The organism is Paracoccus rhizosphaerae (assembly GCF_026162645.1).
In the GTDB taxonomy this organism is placed as follows: domain Bacteria; phylum Pseudomonadota; class Alphaproteobacteria; order Rhodobacterales; family Rhodobacteraceae; genus Paracoccus; species Paracoccus rhizosphaerae.
This window is the reverse complement of sequence record NZ_JAOTBE010000079.1, coordinates 1-14398: the sequence shown is the minus strand read 5'-3', so window position 1 is coordinate 14398 and position 14398 is coordinate 1. Positions and strand designations below refer to the sequence as shown.

The 14398-nt window shown below is 61.6% G+C and carries 12 protein-coding genes and 2 pseudogenes; 7 read left to right on the top strand and 7 right to left on the bottom strand.

Annotated elements, in window-relative coordinates; genetic code table 11:
• Window positions 1-116 precede the first annotated feature (116 nt).
• The 3 genes from OC184_RS17640 to OC184_RS17630 are packed head-to-tail and all read right to left on the bottom strand — an operon-like array spanning window position 117 to window position 4241.
• Window positions 117-1949, bottom strand: coding sequence for a GumC family protein (locus tag OC184_RS17640; protein WP_265508469.1), 1833 nt, complete (start codon window positions 1947-1949; stop codon window positions 117-119).
• Window positions 1936-3054 carry a glycosyltransferase family 4 protein gene (locus OC184_RS17635; protein ID WP_265508468.1) on the bottom strand — a complete coding sequence of 373 codons (1119 nt, stop codon included), beginning with the start codon at window positions 3052-3054 and terminating at the stop codon, window positions 1936-1938. Before OC184_RS17635 ends, OC184_RS17640 begins: the two co-directional genes overlap by 14 nt.
• Window positions 3051-4241, bottom strand: coding sequence for a glycosyltransferase family 4 protein (locus tag OC184_RS17630; protein ID WP_265508467.1), 1191 nt, complete (start codon window positions 4239-4241; stop codon window positions 3051-3053). Before OC184_RS17630 ends, OC184_RS17635 begins: the two co-directional genes overlap by 4 nt.
• Window positions 4242-4763: 522 nt before the next feature.
• Between OC184_RS17630 and OC184_RS17625 the strand changes: the two genes are divergently transcribed.
• The 5 genes from OC184_RS17625 (at window position 4764) to OC184_RS17605 (ending at window position 10285) form a co-directional block, all read left to right on the top strand.
• Window positions 4764-6008: an O-antigen ligase family protein gene (locus OC184_RS17625; RefSeq protein ID WP_265508465.1), complete on the top strand. Its 1245-nt coding sequence runs from the start codon at window positions 4764-4766 to the stop codon at window positions 6006-6008.
• Between the two features lie 227 nt (window positions 6009-6235).
• Window positions 6236-6961, top strand: a complete 726-nt coding sequence (locus OC184_RS17620; protein ID WP_265508464.1) for a WecB/TagA/CpsF family glycosyltransferase — start codon at window positions 6236-6238, stop codon at window positions 6959-6961.
• Window positions 6940-8034, top strand: coding sequence for an NAD-dependent epimerase/dehydratase family protein (locus OC184_RS17615; protein ID WP_265508470.1), 1095 nt, complete (start codon window positions 6940-6942; stop codon window positions 8032-8034). Before OC184_RS17620 ends, OC184_RS17615 begins: the two co-directional genes overlap by 22 nt.
• A complete protein-coding gene (locus tag OC184_RS17610; RefSeq protein ID WP_265508463.1) occupies window positions 8031-9227 on the top strand; it encodes a glycosyltransferase family 4 protein in 1197 nt (398 codons plus the stop codon). Before OC184_RS17615 ends, OC184_RS17610 begins: the two co-directional genes overlap by 4 nt.
• A complete protein-coding gene (locus OC184_RS17605) occupies window positions 9224-10285 on the top strand; it encodes an acyltransferase family protein (RefSeq protein WP_265508461.1) in 1062 nt (353 codons plus the stop codon). The genes OC184_RS17610 and OC184_RS17605 overlap by 4 nt, the downstream gene beginning before the upstream one ends.
• 153 nt (window positions 10286-10438) lie before the next feature.
• Here the strand turns inward: OC184_RS17605 and OC184_RS17600 are convergent.
• A pseudogene (locus OC184_RS17600) lies at window positions 10439-10749 on the bottom strand (transposase); the annotation flags it as partial.
• A gap of 342 nt (window positions 10750-11091) precedes the next feature.
• Between OC184_RS17600 and OC184_RS17595 the strand changes: the two are divergent.
• Window positions 11092-11349, top strand: a complete 258-nt coding sequence (locus OC184_RS17595) for an MOFRL family protein (protein ID WP_265508460.1) — start codon at window positions 11092-11094, stop codon at window positions 11347-11349.
• 883 nt (window positions 11350-12232) lie between these two features.
• Here OC184_RS17595 and OC184_RS17590 read toward each other — a convergent pair.
• Both OC184_RS17590 and OC184_RS17585 read right to left on the bottom strand, forming a co-directional pair.
• Window positions 12233-12622 carry a type II toxin-antitoxin system VapC family toxin gene (locus tag OC184_RS17590; protein WP_265508459.1) on the bottom strand — a complete coding sequence of 130 codons (390 nt, stop codon included), beginning with the start codon at window positions 12620-12622 and terminating at the stop codon, window positions 12233-12235.
• Window positions 12609-12875, bottom strand: a complete 267-nt coding sequence (locus OC184_RS17585; RefSeq protein WP_265508457.1) for an AbrB/MazE/SpoVT family DNA-binding domain-containing protein — start codon at window positions 12873-12875, stop codon at window positions 12609-12611. Before OC184_RS17585 ends, OC184_RS17590 begins: the two co-directional genes overlap by 14 nt.
• A gap of 344 nt (window positions 12876-13219) precedes the next feature.
• Between OC184_RS17585 and OC184_RS17580 the strand changes: the two are divergent.
• Window positions 13220-13393 (top strand): annotated as a pseudogene (locus OC184_RS17580) (IS3 family transposase); the annotation flags it as partial.
• 123 nt (window positions 13394-13516) lie between these two features.
• On the opposite strand, the gene OC184_RS17575 reads toward OC184_RS17580, so the two are convergent.
• The gene (locus tag OC184_RS17575) at window positions 13517-14251 is read right to left on the bottom strand and encodes a hypothetical protein (RefSeq protein WP_265508456.1); all 735 of its coding nucleotides are present in this window, start codon (window positions 14249-14251) and stop codon (window positions 13517-13519) included.
• Window positions 14252-14398: the final 147 nt, after the last annotated feature.

The following is a 14398-nucleotide window of genomic DNA, read 5'->3' as shown; positions in this document are numbered from 1 at the left end:
CTGAAAATCCTCGCGCCCTCCCTGCTGCCGCAGAAAGGGAAAGGGTGGACGACTTTTACGCCGCCCGCAGCAGCTCCATGCCGCCGCTTCCGTGGCCTAGTTTCTCACCGCCGTTCTCAGGAGATCCCGCTGGATTTGTCATGCCTGATAGCCTGTTCAAGGCCGACTCTACCTGTCTGCACGTCGCGCAGGCCAGATGCCGCATTCAGGCCAAACCTGCGGCCCAATGTGCCGTGGCGGAGGTCTGCATCAACCAGCAGCACGGCCCGTCCAGCCTGTGCGAGCTCGGTTGCAAGGGCTATGGACAGCGTTGTTTTTCCCTCTCCTGGCAGGGGCGAAGTGATCAAGATACTGGTTTGCATGCCGGCCTTGGCCGACGGGTCGAGCGCTAGGATGATGCTACGCACGGCGTCGCGAAATGCTTCGGCGTCTTTGCTCCGCAGCAGGCGCGGCAGAGCGCGAAGGAATTTCCGGGGCAGGGCAGGGAGGAAGCCTGCGACTCTCAGGTGCGGAATGCCCTGCAACTGCTCGCGACTGCGAACAGATCTGTCGATCATCTCAACCCCGAATGCGGCGGTCAACGCGAGTAACCCTGCGATCATCGTCAACACCATCAGGGAGAAAGTGCGGCTACGCCCGTCGGCGTTAAGCGGCACTGTAGCGGGCGACAGGATCTCGATCTCGTTCGCTGGCAGCTGCGCCTCGGCCTTCAGGGCACGCCGCTGCGATTCAAGCGCATCGAGCGCCGAGCGCTCGCTATCGACGGCACGCTGCATCTGCTCAAGGCGCGCCTCTGCACGGCGGGTCTCGGCCAAGGCCTCTTGCGCCTCGGCCAGGCTTGAGTAGCTGCGTGCCTGATCCTGCTCCAGCTCGATCAGGCTGGCGTTCAATCGGCGCTCCTCTCGCGCCAACTCGGCCTCCAGCCGGGCCTCCAGGTCTGAGATCCGGCTTTGAAAAGCAGCCTCGTCCTGCTGAATGCCGCCGTCGCTGCGCAGTCGTGTCAGCCCGGCCCGTTCGCCATCAAGGTCTTGCTGCAGCCGGACCACCACCGGGCTGTTGAGCGTGGCCGCGCGTTCTTCGGTGCCTTCAGCGTCCTCCAGAGCGGCGAGTTTCGTCTCAATCTCGCTGCGGCTTTTTGCAGTGATGCGTTGCGCCTCGCTCAATCGGGTAAGCATCTCAGCAGCAAGAAGGGCGTCCGGAAAGGCGACTGTGGAATCAGCCTTGGCTACGTCGGCGGCGCGGAGCGCGTCGGTCAGGCGTTGCTGCTGTTCGCCGATCCGCGCGTCAAGCCAGTCCTCGGCCGTCTGCATCCGCGCCGCTGACTGTCCAAGCCGTTCCTCGATGTAGGTCCGGACAAGGGCGTTGGGCACTTGCGCCGCCAGTTCCGGGTCCTGTGTCGTAAAGCCGACGCTGATGACGTCTGAGCCGGGGGCACGCCAGATCGTCAGGCGCCCGAGAAACTCGCGAAGAACATGGGCGAGCATTGCGCTCGCCCGCTCACGCTCGGGCGGGTCGGTGGCAAGCCTCGCGCGCAGGGCATTTATCGCGCGCGCCAATGGCGAAACAGGGCGGAGCTGCGGATTGAACTCGGGTCGCGTGTCAAGGCCCAGTTCGATGATCACCTGTAGGGCAATGTCCCGCGACAGCAGCCGCTCACTTTCGGTCGTCAGGTTGATTTCGGACCTCGAGATGGGGCTTACATCGATGATGGCCGCCGAAGCAGGATTGTCGATCAGGATCTTTGTGGATGCCGTGTAAGTGCGCCCGGACATCAGGATCAGTGGCAGTCCCGCAGCGATGACGGCGGTCCCGACCAGCAATATCAGCCAGATCCGCCGTCGGATCACACGAAACAGCGCCGCGACATCCAGCCAGTCATCGCGGGTATCCTTTGCTTCCGCAACCGGCGGAAGCGCCAAAACTCGTGAGATTTTCTCAATCTGGCTCATGTTCCGGATCCTGGTATGGGCCTCGTTTGCTGGCCTTCCGGCCGATGTCGGCATAGAGAGCGTCGAGGCGGCGCATGTAGGTCGCCATGCTGAAGCGTGACAGGAACAGCGCGCGTGCTCCATGCGAAAGAGCCCGGCGGCGATCCGGATCTGTGACAAGCGTGACGAGGACAGCGCTCAGTGACTGGACGTCTCCCGGAGTGACGAAGATACCGTTCAGGCCGTTCGTGATGGCTTCCTCATGCGCGCCGACGGGGGTTGTGACGACGGCAAGGCCGTGGGCCAGCCCTTCGATTACCGCCATCGCCATGCCCTCGGCATGGGAGGGCAGCACCAGGACATCGGCTTGGCCCAGAAGTGCGCTGGCCTCGGCCGCGTCCAGCCAGCCCGGCATCTCAATCCGGTGGCCGATGCCAAGGCTGCGAGCAAGGTCGCGGAAGCGGGCCACATCGCCATCCCCGGCGATGACGGCTTTCCACGGCGCCACTGCCATCTCCGGCGAGGCCAGCGCCTCGAGCAGTTCCGGCACCCCTTTCCGCCCGCTCAGCCGACCTAGGAACACGATCCTCGGACAAACCCGCACCTGCGTCTCGCCCTGGCCAGGATCGGGGACGCAGTTGTGGAAGACAACCACGCGCTCGGGACGGACCCCAAGCACCTCTGTCATCAGCCGGAAATCGTGCTGCCCTAGGACGATGACTGCATCGGCACTTTGGAACATGCGTCTCACGATGATTCGCCCAATGGTTGAACGGCGGGCATAATCACGGGCATAGTCATAATCGTGCAGGTGCAGGACATGCCGGCAGCCCAGTGCTCGCGCCGCAGTAGTCAGCACCAGCTTGCGGATGGTGCTGCCCCGACCAGCAACATGGATGTGGTGGATGCAGGACGGGCTGGTCAGTCGGTCGCCTGCCATCACCATCATTGCTGCAAGAAGACGCAGCGGACTGCCTAGGGACAGCCGCGGACCTCGGGTGTCCACGACACTATGCCGAGCGGAACCTTCTGCCGCTGCGACATAGCCGATGAACCGGCCGATCCCGCCGCCATGCTCGCTGCCGCCAGCTGCATAGTGCCGCACAAGGACCGGCCCAGAGCTCATGATGCCGTCCCGCCGTCAATGATGGAGCGGTAGAGGCACGCTGATCTGGCTCCGACCGCCTGGGGTGAATTGTCGCCTTGGGCCCAGTTGTGCGCGCGTTGGCCTAGCTTGCCGCGAAGAGTGGCGTCGCCTGCCAGGCGCCGGATCGCCGACGCAAGCGCCTGCGCGTCCGCGACGGGTACCACCAAGCCCAGATCATGATCGCGGACGGCAGGTCCCACCTCGCCGACGTCTGTCGCGATGACTGGCCGACCGAAGGTCCCGGCAAGATGCAGAACACCACTTTGCGAGGCTTCGGAATAAGGCAAAACCACAATATCGGCATCCAGGAACAGCTGCGCAACCTCTTGATCCAGGATGAAGCGGTGCCTGATGTCGTACCTGGTCGGATCGCCCATCCTGTCCCGCATTGTCATGGGGTCATCGCCGCGACCCGCAACGACGATCCGAAGGTCCGGCATGTCCCGCAGCAGGCTTTCGGCGCGCACTAGAAGATCCAGCCCCTTATAGGCGAAGATGCGGCCGAACATCAGGACCCTGAATGTGCCGTCCGACCGCCGACGCAGTCCCTCCCTCTCCGCCAGCAGCGCGTATCTGGGCATCGCCGGGTGAGGCAGGACGTGGACTGCCCGCCCGTCCTTGCCGAACACTTTGACAGCGTGAGCCTTAAGCCCGTCTCCGTGTACGACAATGTGTGCCGACTGCCGCGCCATCAGTCGCGGCGCCCAAGCAGGCAGTGTCGCCGTTTCCCGATCGCCGGGGTGCAGGGTCACGTCGTGGACGGTTGTGACGACAGGAATGCCGCGCCAGAAGGGGGCGACGAGGTTCAGCCACAGCGTATTGTTGCTGAGAAGGTGGATCACATCTGGGCGTTCCCGGCGAACAAGCCGCCATAGTCCGGCGATAAGGCCGATATTGGCCGGACTGCGGTGCCGGGGCCAGTCGAGCAATCGCAGGTCGACGCCCGGGTCCATCCAGCCGGCCAGAGCCGCATATTGGCGCCTAGGCACGGCCAGAATGACATCGGCATGGTGAGCAAGTCCGTTGGCGAACGCGATGGTGTAGTCTTCGAGGTCCGACACGAGGAGCAGAACCCTAAGCCTGGACCGTTCGCGGTCCTGCGCTGTCGCGGGCGAAGTCATCTGGTCGCCGGTGGCCTGTACTGGAAGTGCTGCAAGCCGGCTCATCCTGCCCTACGCCGCATGTGGGGCAGCGCGGCCGGAGCGTTGATATCATTAAACCCGATTGAGTAGCCGCGGGAGAGGCACTCGCCTTCAGCTCCCAAATATTGGCAGTTGTACTGCCCGTCTAAAGGCCGTCGATCAGCGCGGTTGAGGAGGTTGATAAATTGTCGGCCGATCCCGTGTGCCGAGGCCGCTGGCCTGATCGGCCAAGCGGTCATTTTTAAAGGTGCATGTGTCACGGGATGTCCTTGCTCCAGATGAGTCATCCTGAAAACTAGCCGATCTTGCAGCACCAGCTTGCGCGCATTCGGATCTGCGGCCGTCGCCGGAGGTTTTAATTTGCCAGCACACTATCAAAAGGCGGTAGGCCCGCATCGCCTTTCGGCTAATGCGCCACCGCTTTGCCCAATTCACAAAGGGCAAGGCATCTTTGACACTGGATTCGTCTAATCAAACCAGGTGTTCGTACATGCTGTACCACCCCGGTATATTGCAAAGGCACCACGCTGTCCGCAGGAACGCTCGATGACAACTGCCGTGGGTTACCGCCCTCAACGGATGCAGGTCAGCTGGAGGGCCGTCGAATGCTGCGTCGTTGGCGTCCTGCTGCTGTTCCACACGGGGGCTGTCACGGTCCTGTTTTTCACGGATCCTACGGCAGTCGCGCAACGAACGCTGCAGTTGCTGCTGCTGCCGGTCTATCTCATTACGATGTTGGTCGCTGCGCGCCATCCGCGGCAACTGCTGTCAGCGTTGCGCGGAAACCTGCTTTTCGCTTTGCTCGTGGCGCTGCCGTTTTTGTCGACATTGTGGTCGGTGAGTCCGTCAATCACCCTGCGGCGGGCGATCGGGCTCGCCCTGTCGGTCCTTCTCGCCTACGTCGTCGCAACAAGATTTACGCCGCGGCAGTTCCTTCTGATCGTAGTAGCCGTGCTTGGCACAAGCATGGTCTGCAGCCTTTTGCTTGCCGTCCTTGCTCCCCAGATGGCCTATATGCCTGTCGGCCATGAGTTACGCGGCGTCTTCAACCACAAGAACGTCCTTGGCTGGAATGCTGCGATCTGCGTCCTGGCAACGGCCAATCTTGCCGTCGACAGGACGGCCAATTTGCGAGGCCTGGCGACCATTCTTCTGATCGCCAGCTTTTGCTGTCTTGTCCTGTCGGGATCAAGCACGGCGCTGGTGGTATCGGCCGCGTCTGGGTTCTTCACGCTGGTTTATATCCTGCTCCGCCAGAGCCGAGGCGCCACCCGGATCGTGCTGATCCTGATTGCGGCGCAGGTGGTTCTTGTGGCGTCGGTATCGATCAACTTGCTGGTGGAGTTGCTGGCCGAGGGCGTCGACAAGGACCCGTCGCTGACGGGGCGGGTGCCGCTCTGGTCGCTCGTAGATCAGAACATCATGCGACGGCCACTGCTAGGTCATGGCTACCAGGCGTTCTGGACCGAAGGAAACGGAGAAGCTTGGAATATCTGGACCGAGCTCGCTTGGATCGCGCCGCATGCACATAATGGCTTCCGCGACTGGATGCTCAGCTGCGGCATCATCGGAACAATCCCGCTGCTGGCAATGCTCTGGCGCGTGCTTAGCCGGGGCGCTTGGCTGCACTGGCACAGGCCCCAGGAAGGATGGCTCTGGCTGAACGTCCTGATATGCGTGTTCATCGTCATGAACTTAACCGAGAGCCTTCTGCTGGTGCAGAACAGCTTTCTCTTCATCATCTTTTCTGCAGCTGTGCTAATGGTGTCGGCCGGGCGCCCCCGGGCCTGAGGGCTGGCTAAGCCTTTCGGACAGGTTTTGGCTCTCTGAAAGGCGGCAAGGTGTATCGACCTGTCCGATCAGGACTTGGCAGCAACCCGAATGGCCATCGCGGATATTACCAGGATCCTTGGCAATCTTAGTTTCGCAAACCAGCTAACCTGCCGATGTGAAGGACAGCCATGACGACAGCGCAAGCAGCTTCAGCCACGTCCCCGCCGCGCCGGAAGGTTGTCGGGGTGCCCATTTCGGTGGTCGACTATGACCGCACCATAGAGTGTGTGATCGCCGCGGCACGGCAATCACAAGCATATCTTGTCACGGCCCTTGCGGTTCATGGCGTGGTCGAGGCGCGGACGAAGGCAGAGATGGGGCAGGCGATCGAGGGGTTCGACATCGTCACGCCGGACGGCCAGCCGGTTCGCATGGCGCTAAACCTAATTTATTGTGCGGGTCTGACGGACCGCGTCTATGGCCCCACGCTAATGCTGAGGATCTGCAAGGCCGCAGCTGCGCAGGACATCTCGGTCTTCCTCTATGGCTCGACTAGAGAGGTCGTCTCTGCACTCAGCCGCACATTGGTCGCCAAGATCCCCGAGCTGCGGGTGGCGGGGGCAGAGCCGTCCCTGTTTCGCCCGCTGCAGGCTGATGAAAGCGCGGCCCTTGCGCAGCGGGTGCGCGACAGTGGCGCAGGTATCGTCTTCATCGGCTTGGGGTGCCCACGGCAGGAACTCTTTGCCTTCGATCACCGCGATATCATCGGCCTGCCCCAGGTTTGCGTGGGCGCGGCCTTCGATTTCCATGCTGGCCACAAGCGGCAGGCACCCCGATGGATGCAGGATCATGCACTGGAGTGGCTGTTCCGCCTGAGCCAGGAGCCGCGGCGGCTATTTGGCCGTTACGCCGTGACCAATTCGATCTTTCTCGTCGCACTGGCCCGGCAATGGGCAGCGCGCACTTCCTGAACAGAGGACAGACCATGAAACGCATGATCGTGACCGGCAGCGCGGGCCTGATCGGCTCAGAGGCGGTGCGGCACTACGACCGCCAAGGCTGGAATGTCATCGGCATCGACAACAACATGCGCCGGGTGTTCTTCGGCAGCGATGGCGACACAGCGTGGCAGCGCGACCGACTGCAGCGCGACTGCTCCGCCTATCGCCACGCGTCCATCGACATCCGCGATCGCCGCGCAATTTTCGATCTCTTTGCAGAGATTCGACCCGATGCGGTGGTTCATTGTGCGGCTCAACCCAGCCATGATCTTGCGGCTACAATTCCCTTCGACGACTTTGAAGTCAATGCGGTGGGCACGCTGAACCTCTTGGAGGCCACGCGACGCTACGCTGCCGAAGCCCCCTTCATCTTTACCAGCACCAACAAGGTCTATGGCGATGGCCCGAATGGCATTCCGCTGGTCGAGCACGACACCAGGTACGATTTCGATGTCCCGTATCATGCCGAGGGCATCGCCGAGAACTTCCCCATCGACCAGACCAAGCACAGCCTCTTTGGTGCGAGCAAGGTGGCCGCCGATGTCATGGTACAGGAATACGGCCGCTATTTTGACATGAACACCGTCTGCTTTCGCGGCGGGTGCCTGACTGGCGCGGGGCACTCCGGCGCCCAGTTGCACGGCTATCTGTCCTACATCTTCAAGGCCGCTGCCGAAGATCGCCCTTACACGATCTTCGGCTATAAGGGTAAGCAGGTGCGCGACCAGATCCACAGCAAAGATGTCATCAGCGCCTTCGACGCCTTCATCGCTGCGCCGCGGGCAGGGGCTGTTTACAACCTAGGCGGCGGCAAGGCGAACAGCGTGTCCATCCTAGAGTCGATCGACAGGATCGGTCAGCTTTCCGGACGCACTCTGACTTGGACCCTCAGCGACCACAATCGGATCGGCGATCACATCGTCTATTACACCGACCTGACCCGGTTCCGGTCCGATTATCCTGACTGGCGCCTGACCATGTCGATCAACGATATCTTTGACGAATTTGCCCGCGTCAGCTTCTCATCAAGGTCCGCGGCATGACGTTGCAGGGCACGCAGATGCCGGTGCCGATCCTTCGGCCGCAGCCGGACACGGGCGCGCCACAGTCGTTGGGAGCGCCAATTCGGATCCGCACCGGCCACAGCTATCATGTCTATTTCACCATCGCCCTAGGCCAGAGTAACGCCCGCTTCGTCGAGCGTGCGATGACGCCGCTCAACCGGTATCTGTCTTGGGCGGACTCGATCTCGTTCCTGCCCGAGCCGGGGTTCGAGGCGATCCACGCTTGGAATGCCATCCCCCAGCTGACGCGCAGACCCTATGTCGTCACCTTCGAGGATTACCTGCCAAGGATGCCGGACGACCGCCGGATCGGCTGGCTTGAGCGGCGGCTGCGCGACGACTTGCTGTCGGCGCGCTGCCGCGGCATCATCGCGATTTCCGAATATGCCCTACGCCAGTTCAGGCAGCAGCACCGCAATTTTCCTGACCTGCCGCGGCTTCTTGAAAAGATCGAACTGGTCTATCCCGCAGTCGCGCCCCGCACAGACCGGCCGAAGTCGCGCAAGGGCCCCCTGAAGCTGCTCTTCGTGGGGCGAGATTTCATGCGGAAGGGTGGGCCGGTCCTGCTGCGGGCACATCGCAAGCTGCGCCGAGCGGGCGTGCCGGTGCAGACGACGGTCGTCTCGTCCCTTGCCTGGACGCCACGTGACTATGTTGGTCCGCCCGACGCCGCCTATGTTGACGCCGCGCTACGTGATCTGGACCAGGTTGGGATCATGCATCATCCCAGCCTGCCGCCGAAAGCGGTCTATGATCTCATGGATGCGGCGGACTATCTTGTCTTCCCGACCTTCCACGACACGTTCGGTTTTGTCTCAATTGAGGCGCTTGCATCTGGCACGCCAGTTATTGCCACGGATACTTGCGTCCTGCCCGAAATCATCCGGACGGGCCGCAATGGCTATCTGCTGCCGTTCGACAATGACCGGATCGTCGGCAAGTGGTCCTGGCTCTACCGGCAGCAAGAACCGGGATACCTCGAAGCCTACGAGGCTGCGACCGACTCTCTGTCGGCGGCGTTGTTCGAGCGCTTAGCCGACACTTGGGACGATCGGGCGCTTTACGAGGAACTAAGCGCTGGCGCAGTCGATTCGACGTACGTTCAGTTCCACCCGCAGATCGCACGTCGCCGTCTGGAAGCGATCTACGAGCGGTTTAGGCCAGCGCCGTGAGAGGGTCTCAGCCGGCGGCGGGACGGCTGGACGTTCTGCAGGCTGGGCGCGCGGCTGCCGCTATTCTTGTCGTCCTCTATCACGCAAACAATTTCGTGCTGCCGCTGCGTCTGTACGACGGCGATACTGCGTGGCGAGGCTTCGGATGGGGCTACGCTGGGGTTGAATTCTTCTTTGTTCTGTCTGGGTTCATCATCGCCCGTGCCCACCACCGCGATGTCGGGCAGCCGACACGAATCCTGCGTTTCCTGTACAAGAGATGCATCCGCATCCTGCCGATGTATTGGCTGGTGTTGACGACCCTTCTTGTGGCGTATCAACTGGTCCCCACTCTGGGCGCTGGCGCTCTGCCGGACACGGAACCTGCCGCGCAGGCCTATCTGCTCGTCCCCAGCGCTGAACGATCCATCCTACCAGTTGCCTGGACCCTGAAGCACGAGATGGTCTTCTATTCTGCCTTCGTCTGCTTTTTGATCGACGTGAGGTGGGGTGCCGGCATCTTTTTCTTCTGGATGGGGGCTTGTATGATTGCGCTGTTCCTTCCGGAACTGGATTTCCCAGCAGCGTTCTTCCTGTCCCCCTACAATCTGCTCTTCGCGGCTGGCTTGGTGATGTACTTCTTTCAGCCCGTTGTCCGGGAGCCGGTCGCACGGGCGCTTGTTTTTCTCGGAATCGCCATGTTCATCATAGTCGGCCTAAGCGAGCAGTTCCTGTTTGCGTGGCCACTTGGTGTGCGGACGCTGGCTTATGGTGTCGCGGCGTGTGCGGTCATCGCGGGGTCAGTCCAAATCAGCTGCCGGGTTCCCACCAGCGCCGTCTTGTTAGGTAACGCATCCTACGCAATCTATCTTCTCCACCTGCCTGTCATGAACGTCCTTGCGATCCTGCTTGCGAAATCCGGCGCCGGATCTCTCACGCCGCCTCTGCTCATGTGTCTCGGGCTTTCGGCCATTGCCGTTGCGGCCGGCGCAGCTGCACATGTCATCGTGGAGAAACCCATGCAGCAATGGTTGGTCAGGAAAAGCCTACTGCCCCGACTTTCGCGCAGGTCCATCTAATTTAAGGGCGACATCTCGCGCGGCGGCAAGGGGACCGACCTATGGGCGATGTTGCGCAAAGCGGCGTCTGGCGTGAATGGACCTTTTACCGCCTGAAGTCAGGCGATGGCTTAGATCTCAGCCCTGCCGACAGCTGACATTTCCAAACTGTCCCAGTGCGACACGCACCAGCATCGGTGGCTTGCGCGACAGCATTCCGCCAAGCCAGGTGCCTGGTCGCGCCGAGGAATGGACGTGCCGCTTGATGATGACGCTGTTGGCGCCAAGGATCAGCAGCCGCCTGAGGGAGCGTTCGCCCATCTTCGTTGTCGCTCCGAGACGTTGCTTGCCGCCGGTTGAATGCTGTCAGGGCACCAGACCCAGCCATGCGGCAAAGTCTCGGGTGGCGGAGCCAGAACCGCGATGGCCGTGGCAATCAGCGGGCCGATCCCCGGAACCGTCATCAGCCGCCTGGCGATACCATTCTCCTTGGCTGTCCGAGGCCGCGCGCGAGATCCTGCTGCGACCGCGCGAGGCACAGGCCTACTTCCCGACAGACTATCGCATGATGCCACCCCCCAGATGTCGCTGAAAGCAGCGGCACAGGTTGCGCGGCAGGCGGGTGTGACACCTGTTCTGTTGGGTGACGCCCCGGAGGGGGAGGCCGCGCAGCTGGGGACTGTCATGGCTGGAATTGCGCGGGCCGCGGCAACCAAAGGTACGCCTGTCAAGGCGCCGGCTGTTCTGCTCTCGGGTGGCGAAGGCACGGTGACCATCGGCGCTATGCCCCCGGGCGTGGCGGGCGGAACACCAGGTTCCTGCTGGCCTTGACCCAGAACCTGCAGAGCCATCTGGGCATTCACGCGTTGGCTGTCGACACGGACGGCATTGACGGCACCGAAGACGCTGCCGGCGCGATTGTGTCGCCCGCAGCCCTGGCGCGAGCGCGCGAGGCCGGGCTGGATGCGCGCCATTTCCTGACGCGTCATGACAGCTACAGCTTCTTTGCCGCGGTGGACTGCCTGATCCGTACCGGGCCGACCCTGCTCAATGTCAACGACTTCAGGGCGATCCTCATTCTGTGATCAGCAAGGGTTATCTCCGTCACCCGCAAGACGAGCTTTATTGAACGCGGCAGAGTCCTTACCGACCGTCGCTTCAGCAGTGACCTGTCATGAAGTAGCTTGTCTATCAACTTACGAGGCCAATCGCGCGGCCCATACCGCCCGTCGCGCCTCCGAACTTGTGCCGCAGGAAGCTTAAGATCGCGCCGCGGGTTGAAAGCTTGCCAAGGTTGGAGAGGTTCTCGGTCGCGATCATGCCGTAGCCGAGCGTAGCCGTTGCCCTTCCGGGGCGAGGGCGGCTGGTTTTCTCCAGTGAGGACGAGAGATCGATAAGCTGGGCGCCCTTGACCGAGATAGAAGAAGGCGAGCATGCGACATGGACCACACTATCTAATGGGAATAAAGCGGTTGAATCCGGGATCTGCGAAGTTGCTGCTACTTTTCAGGCGGATTGTTTGGCCCCGGCCAAACTTGTGAAGGTGACACCGACGGCCGGTGCCGAAAAGCGATAGGAGGTGGGGGGCGCCGACCGACCGATATGGGCCGAGCCTGGACAGGGCTGATTTACTACGAAGTAGCGGCCGGGCTGCGCGAAGCTACGTGAGCCCACCGCGGTCATCGATCTCCGCTTTCGTGCTGCGTAGCCCGAATCGATCCGGCGCGAAATTATCAAGTTCTTATGTCCGGTGACAGCCGGCATCTGGGAGACTGGGGCGGATCAGGCGGCCACGCCCCGTCGGAAGCAGGTCAAACAGACAAGGAGTTGATGATGGCGCGGAGGCCGACGGCCTCTTCCCAGAGCAGAGCCAGCGTGAACGGAAGGCGGAACCGGCGGGCGCCGGCACGCAAGCGTGAGGACCATTGTCCTGATCCTGCTGCGAGGTAAGCCGCGGGAGACAATGATCTACAGTTCTTCCACACGGCCAGGAGCGACGGAGTTCGCCGCCTTTGCAAAACGTCGATCGAAGGTCATGAAGCTATCGGCGCGCGACGAACTTCCAAGATGCAGCGCGTCGGCAAAATCCATTCCCGCCTCGGCATGGTCCAGCGCCTCGGCCACAAGGTCAGCTTGGTCGATGAAAACAGTGGAAAGGCCGCCGAACGCGCGCAGGGCGTTGACAACATCGGATGGAGGGAACTTGTAGGCGCTCCGAAGCACCCACTCCGCTTCAAGAACAACCGTAACCGGAACGAAGACGTCGCGGCCGTCGATCAAGGCGCGGGCTCTTGCAGACTGTTCGGGGTGATCGCCGGTGAGGTAGCGGACGACAACGTTGGTATCAATCGCGATCATCGCGGCGAGCAGCCTCCTGAAGGACTGCGGCGTCCATCTCTTCGATCGATTTTGCGCCGGCGGTCCAGCGAAGTATGGAGAACACGTCGTCCGCGGTTGTGGGCGTGAATGCAGGCGCCTTGCGCAGGACGACGCCCTCCGGCGTATCCTCCACGATCAGGCGCGTGCCCGTGGCCCAGTGCTTGCTCTGCCGGATCGACTTGGGAAGGATGACCTGCCCTTTCGTGGAAATAATTGTGGTTGTCGAAGGCATGACACGCTCTCTTGGTAAGACAAGTGTAAGATAAGACCTGTTCTCCGCGTTTGCAACCTCTGCAGCCTCGTCTGATCAGGAGAGCGGTGCATTGCGGCCGCCGCCCATGACCGCCTCTCTAAGCCGCCGCAGGTACAGATCGGCTGCGCGCGCCGGCTGCAGTCCTGCCGCCCGCACCGCCCCGCAAGACGACCAGGACAATCCCAGGGGATGTTCCACCCACAGCATCACCTCCACGGGCATAATTGTGACGCTTCCGGCCTAGATCAAGACGGGGCGCATCTGCGAAGGGCGAATGGAAGAGATCGTCGCGAAGCTTCTTCAGGTTGACGGGTTGGTATCCCAAGGACAATTGGTGGCTGAACGACGGGTCCTACGTCCGGCTGCGACCGGGATAACAAGACCATGTCTGGTCCTATGACTTCTTGCAGTGCCAGACCGATGACAGCAAGGTTTTCCGGACGCTGAACATCCTGGATGAACACAGGCCCGACGATCTGGCGACCAGGGTGAAGCGGGTCGATTTCTATCAATCGATGAATGATGCATATCCCGGACGACAGTGGGCTCCAGTTAGGAAGGGATCGACTTCTTCGAGCAAAACCGAATGAGAGCACTTTATCGAGGAGACGCTATGGCTTTCAATATCCCTGTCTTATTGGCCCACAATGGACATGAAAGCGCTCTGCCATGCGGTCGAGGACCAGGCAATAGTGGGCGACGTCGCGCCTGGCACTGGCTCGCCTTCGGAGCAGGCCTGCAAAGCGACGTGGGAAAGGATACCACCGATCAAGATCAAGACCGCAGCGGTCGAGCAACGTCACGGGAAGTGTCTGCACAGTGAGGACCTGGTTCATGTAGGCCTGAGCGGCCGAGGCACCAACCCAGGCGTTCCTGTTCTGACGGAAAAGCGCCTCGTGATCGAGTGTATAAAAGCCCTTGCCCCTCAACGCCCCGCGGTACAGCAGATGGGTTATGGAGAATGCTGCCACGCTTGAGAGAAAGTGAAACCCGTCCCGCAAGTTTACGCTCGCGATGGTGTTGTGCATCGAAATGCAGGGAAGCCGATCAGCCATGCCGCTCGTGCGGAAAAAGCTGCCGGCGCAATTGACGAAGATGCTTCTTCGCTCGATTGGCACCTGCACGCCGCTTCGCAACCTCATGCACGGTCCGCCGGCCGTGTCGCTCACATCAACGAGATAGTCAGTATAGGTGCAGCTCAGCCCCTCAGAAATTCGGGTCCGCTCATCCTCCGACAGCAGACCATACAGGTAGACGCCGTTCTGGCTGCCGGGATCGACTGCATGGCGTCGGCGGAAATGGCGCATCATGTCGTCTTCGTTGTTGCCGTCGAACGCCAGAGCCAGATCGCGCATGACACGAGAGACCAAATCGCCGGATGTTGACGTTGCCCCCTCCGCCTAGTCCAGTTTGAGATAGACTCTGGCCCAACCGATAGGACCAGAGATGAAGCGCAGCAGGTTCACTGAAGATCAGATCATCGGCATTCTGAAGGAGCACGA

Excerpts from the sequence above, each read along its gene's own strand:
- OC184_RS17640 (WP_265508469.1), bottom strand. The coding sequence starts at position 1,949 with ATGAGCCAGATTGAGAAAATCTCACGAGTTTTGGCGCTTCCGCCGGTT.
- OC184_RS17635 (WP_265508468.1), bottom strand. The coding sequence starts at position 3,054 with ATGAGCTCTGGGCCGGTCCTTGTGCGGCACTATGCAGCTGGCGGCAGC.
- OC184_RS17630 (WP_265508467.1), bottom strand. The coding sequence starts at position 4,241 with ATGAGCCGGCTTGCAGCACTTCCAGTACAGGCCACCGGCGACCAGATG.
- OC184_RS17625 (WP_265508465.1), top strand. The coding sequence starts at position 4,764 with ATGACAACTGCCGTGGGTTACCGCCCTCAACGGATGCAGGTCAGCTGG.
- OC184_RS17615 (WP_265508470.1), top strand. The coding sequence starts at position 6,940 with ATGGGCAGCGCGCACTTCCTGAACAGAGGACAGACCATGAAACGCATG.
- OC184_RS17610 (WP_265508463.1), top strand. The coding sequence starts at position 8,031 with ATGACGTTGCAGGGCACGCAGATGCCGGTGCCGATCCTTCGGCCGCAG.
- OC184_RS17590 (WP_265508459.1), bottom strand. The coding sequence starts at position 12,622 with ATGATCGCGATTGATACCAACGTTGTCGTCCGCTACCTCACCGGCGAT.
- OC184_RS17585 (WP_265508457.1), bottom strand. The coding sequence starts at position 12,875 with ATGCCTTCGACAACCACAATTATTTCCACGAAAGGGCAGGTCATCCTT.
- OC184_RS17575 (WP_265508456.1), bottom strand. The coding sequence starts at position 14,251 with ATGCGCGATCTGGCTCTGGCGTTCGACGGCAACAACGAAGACGACATG.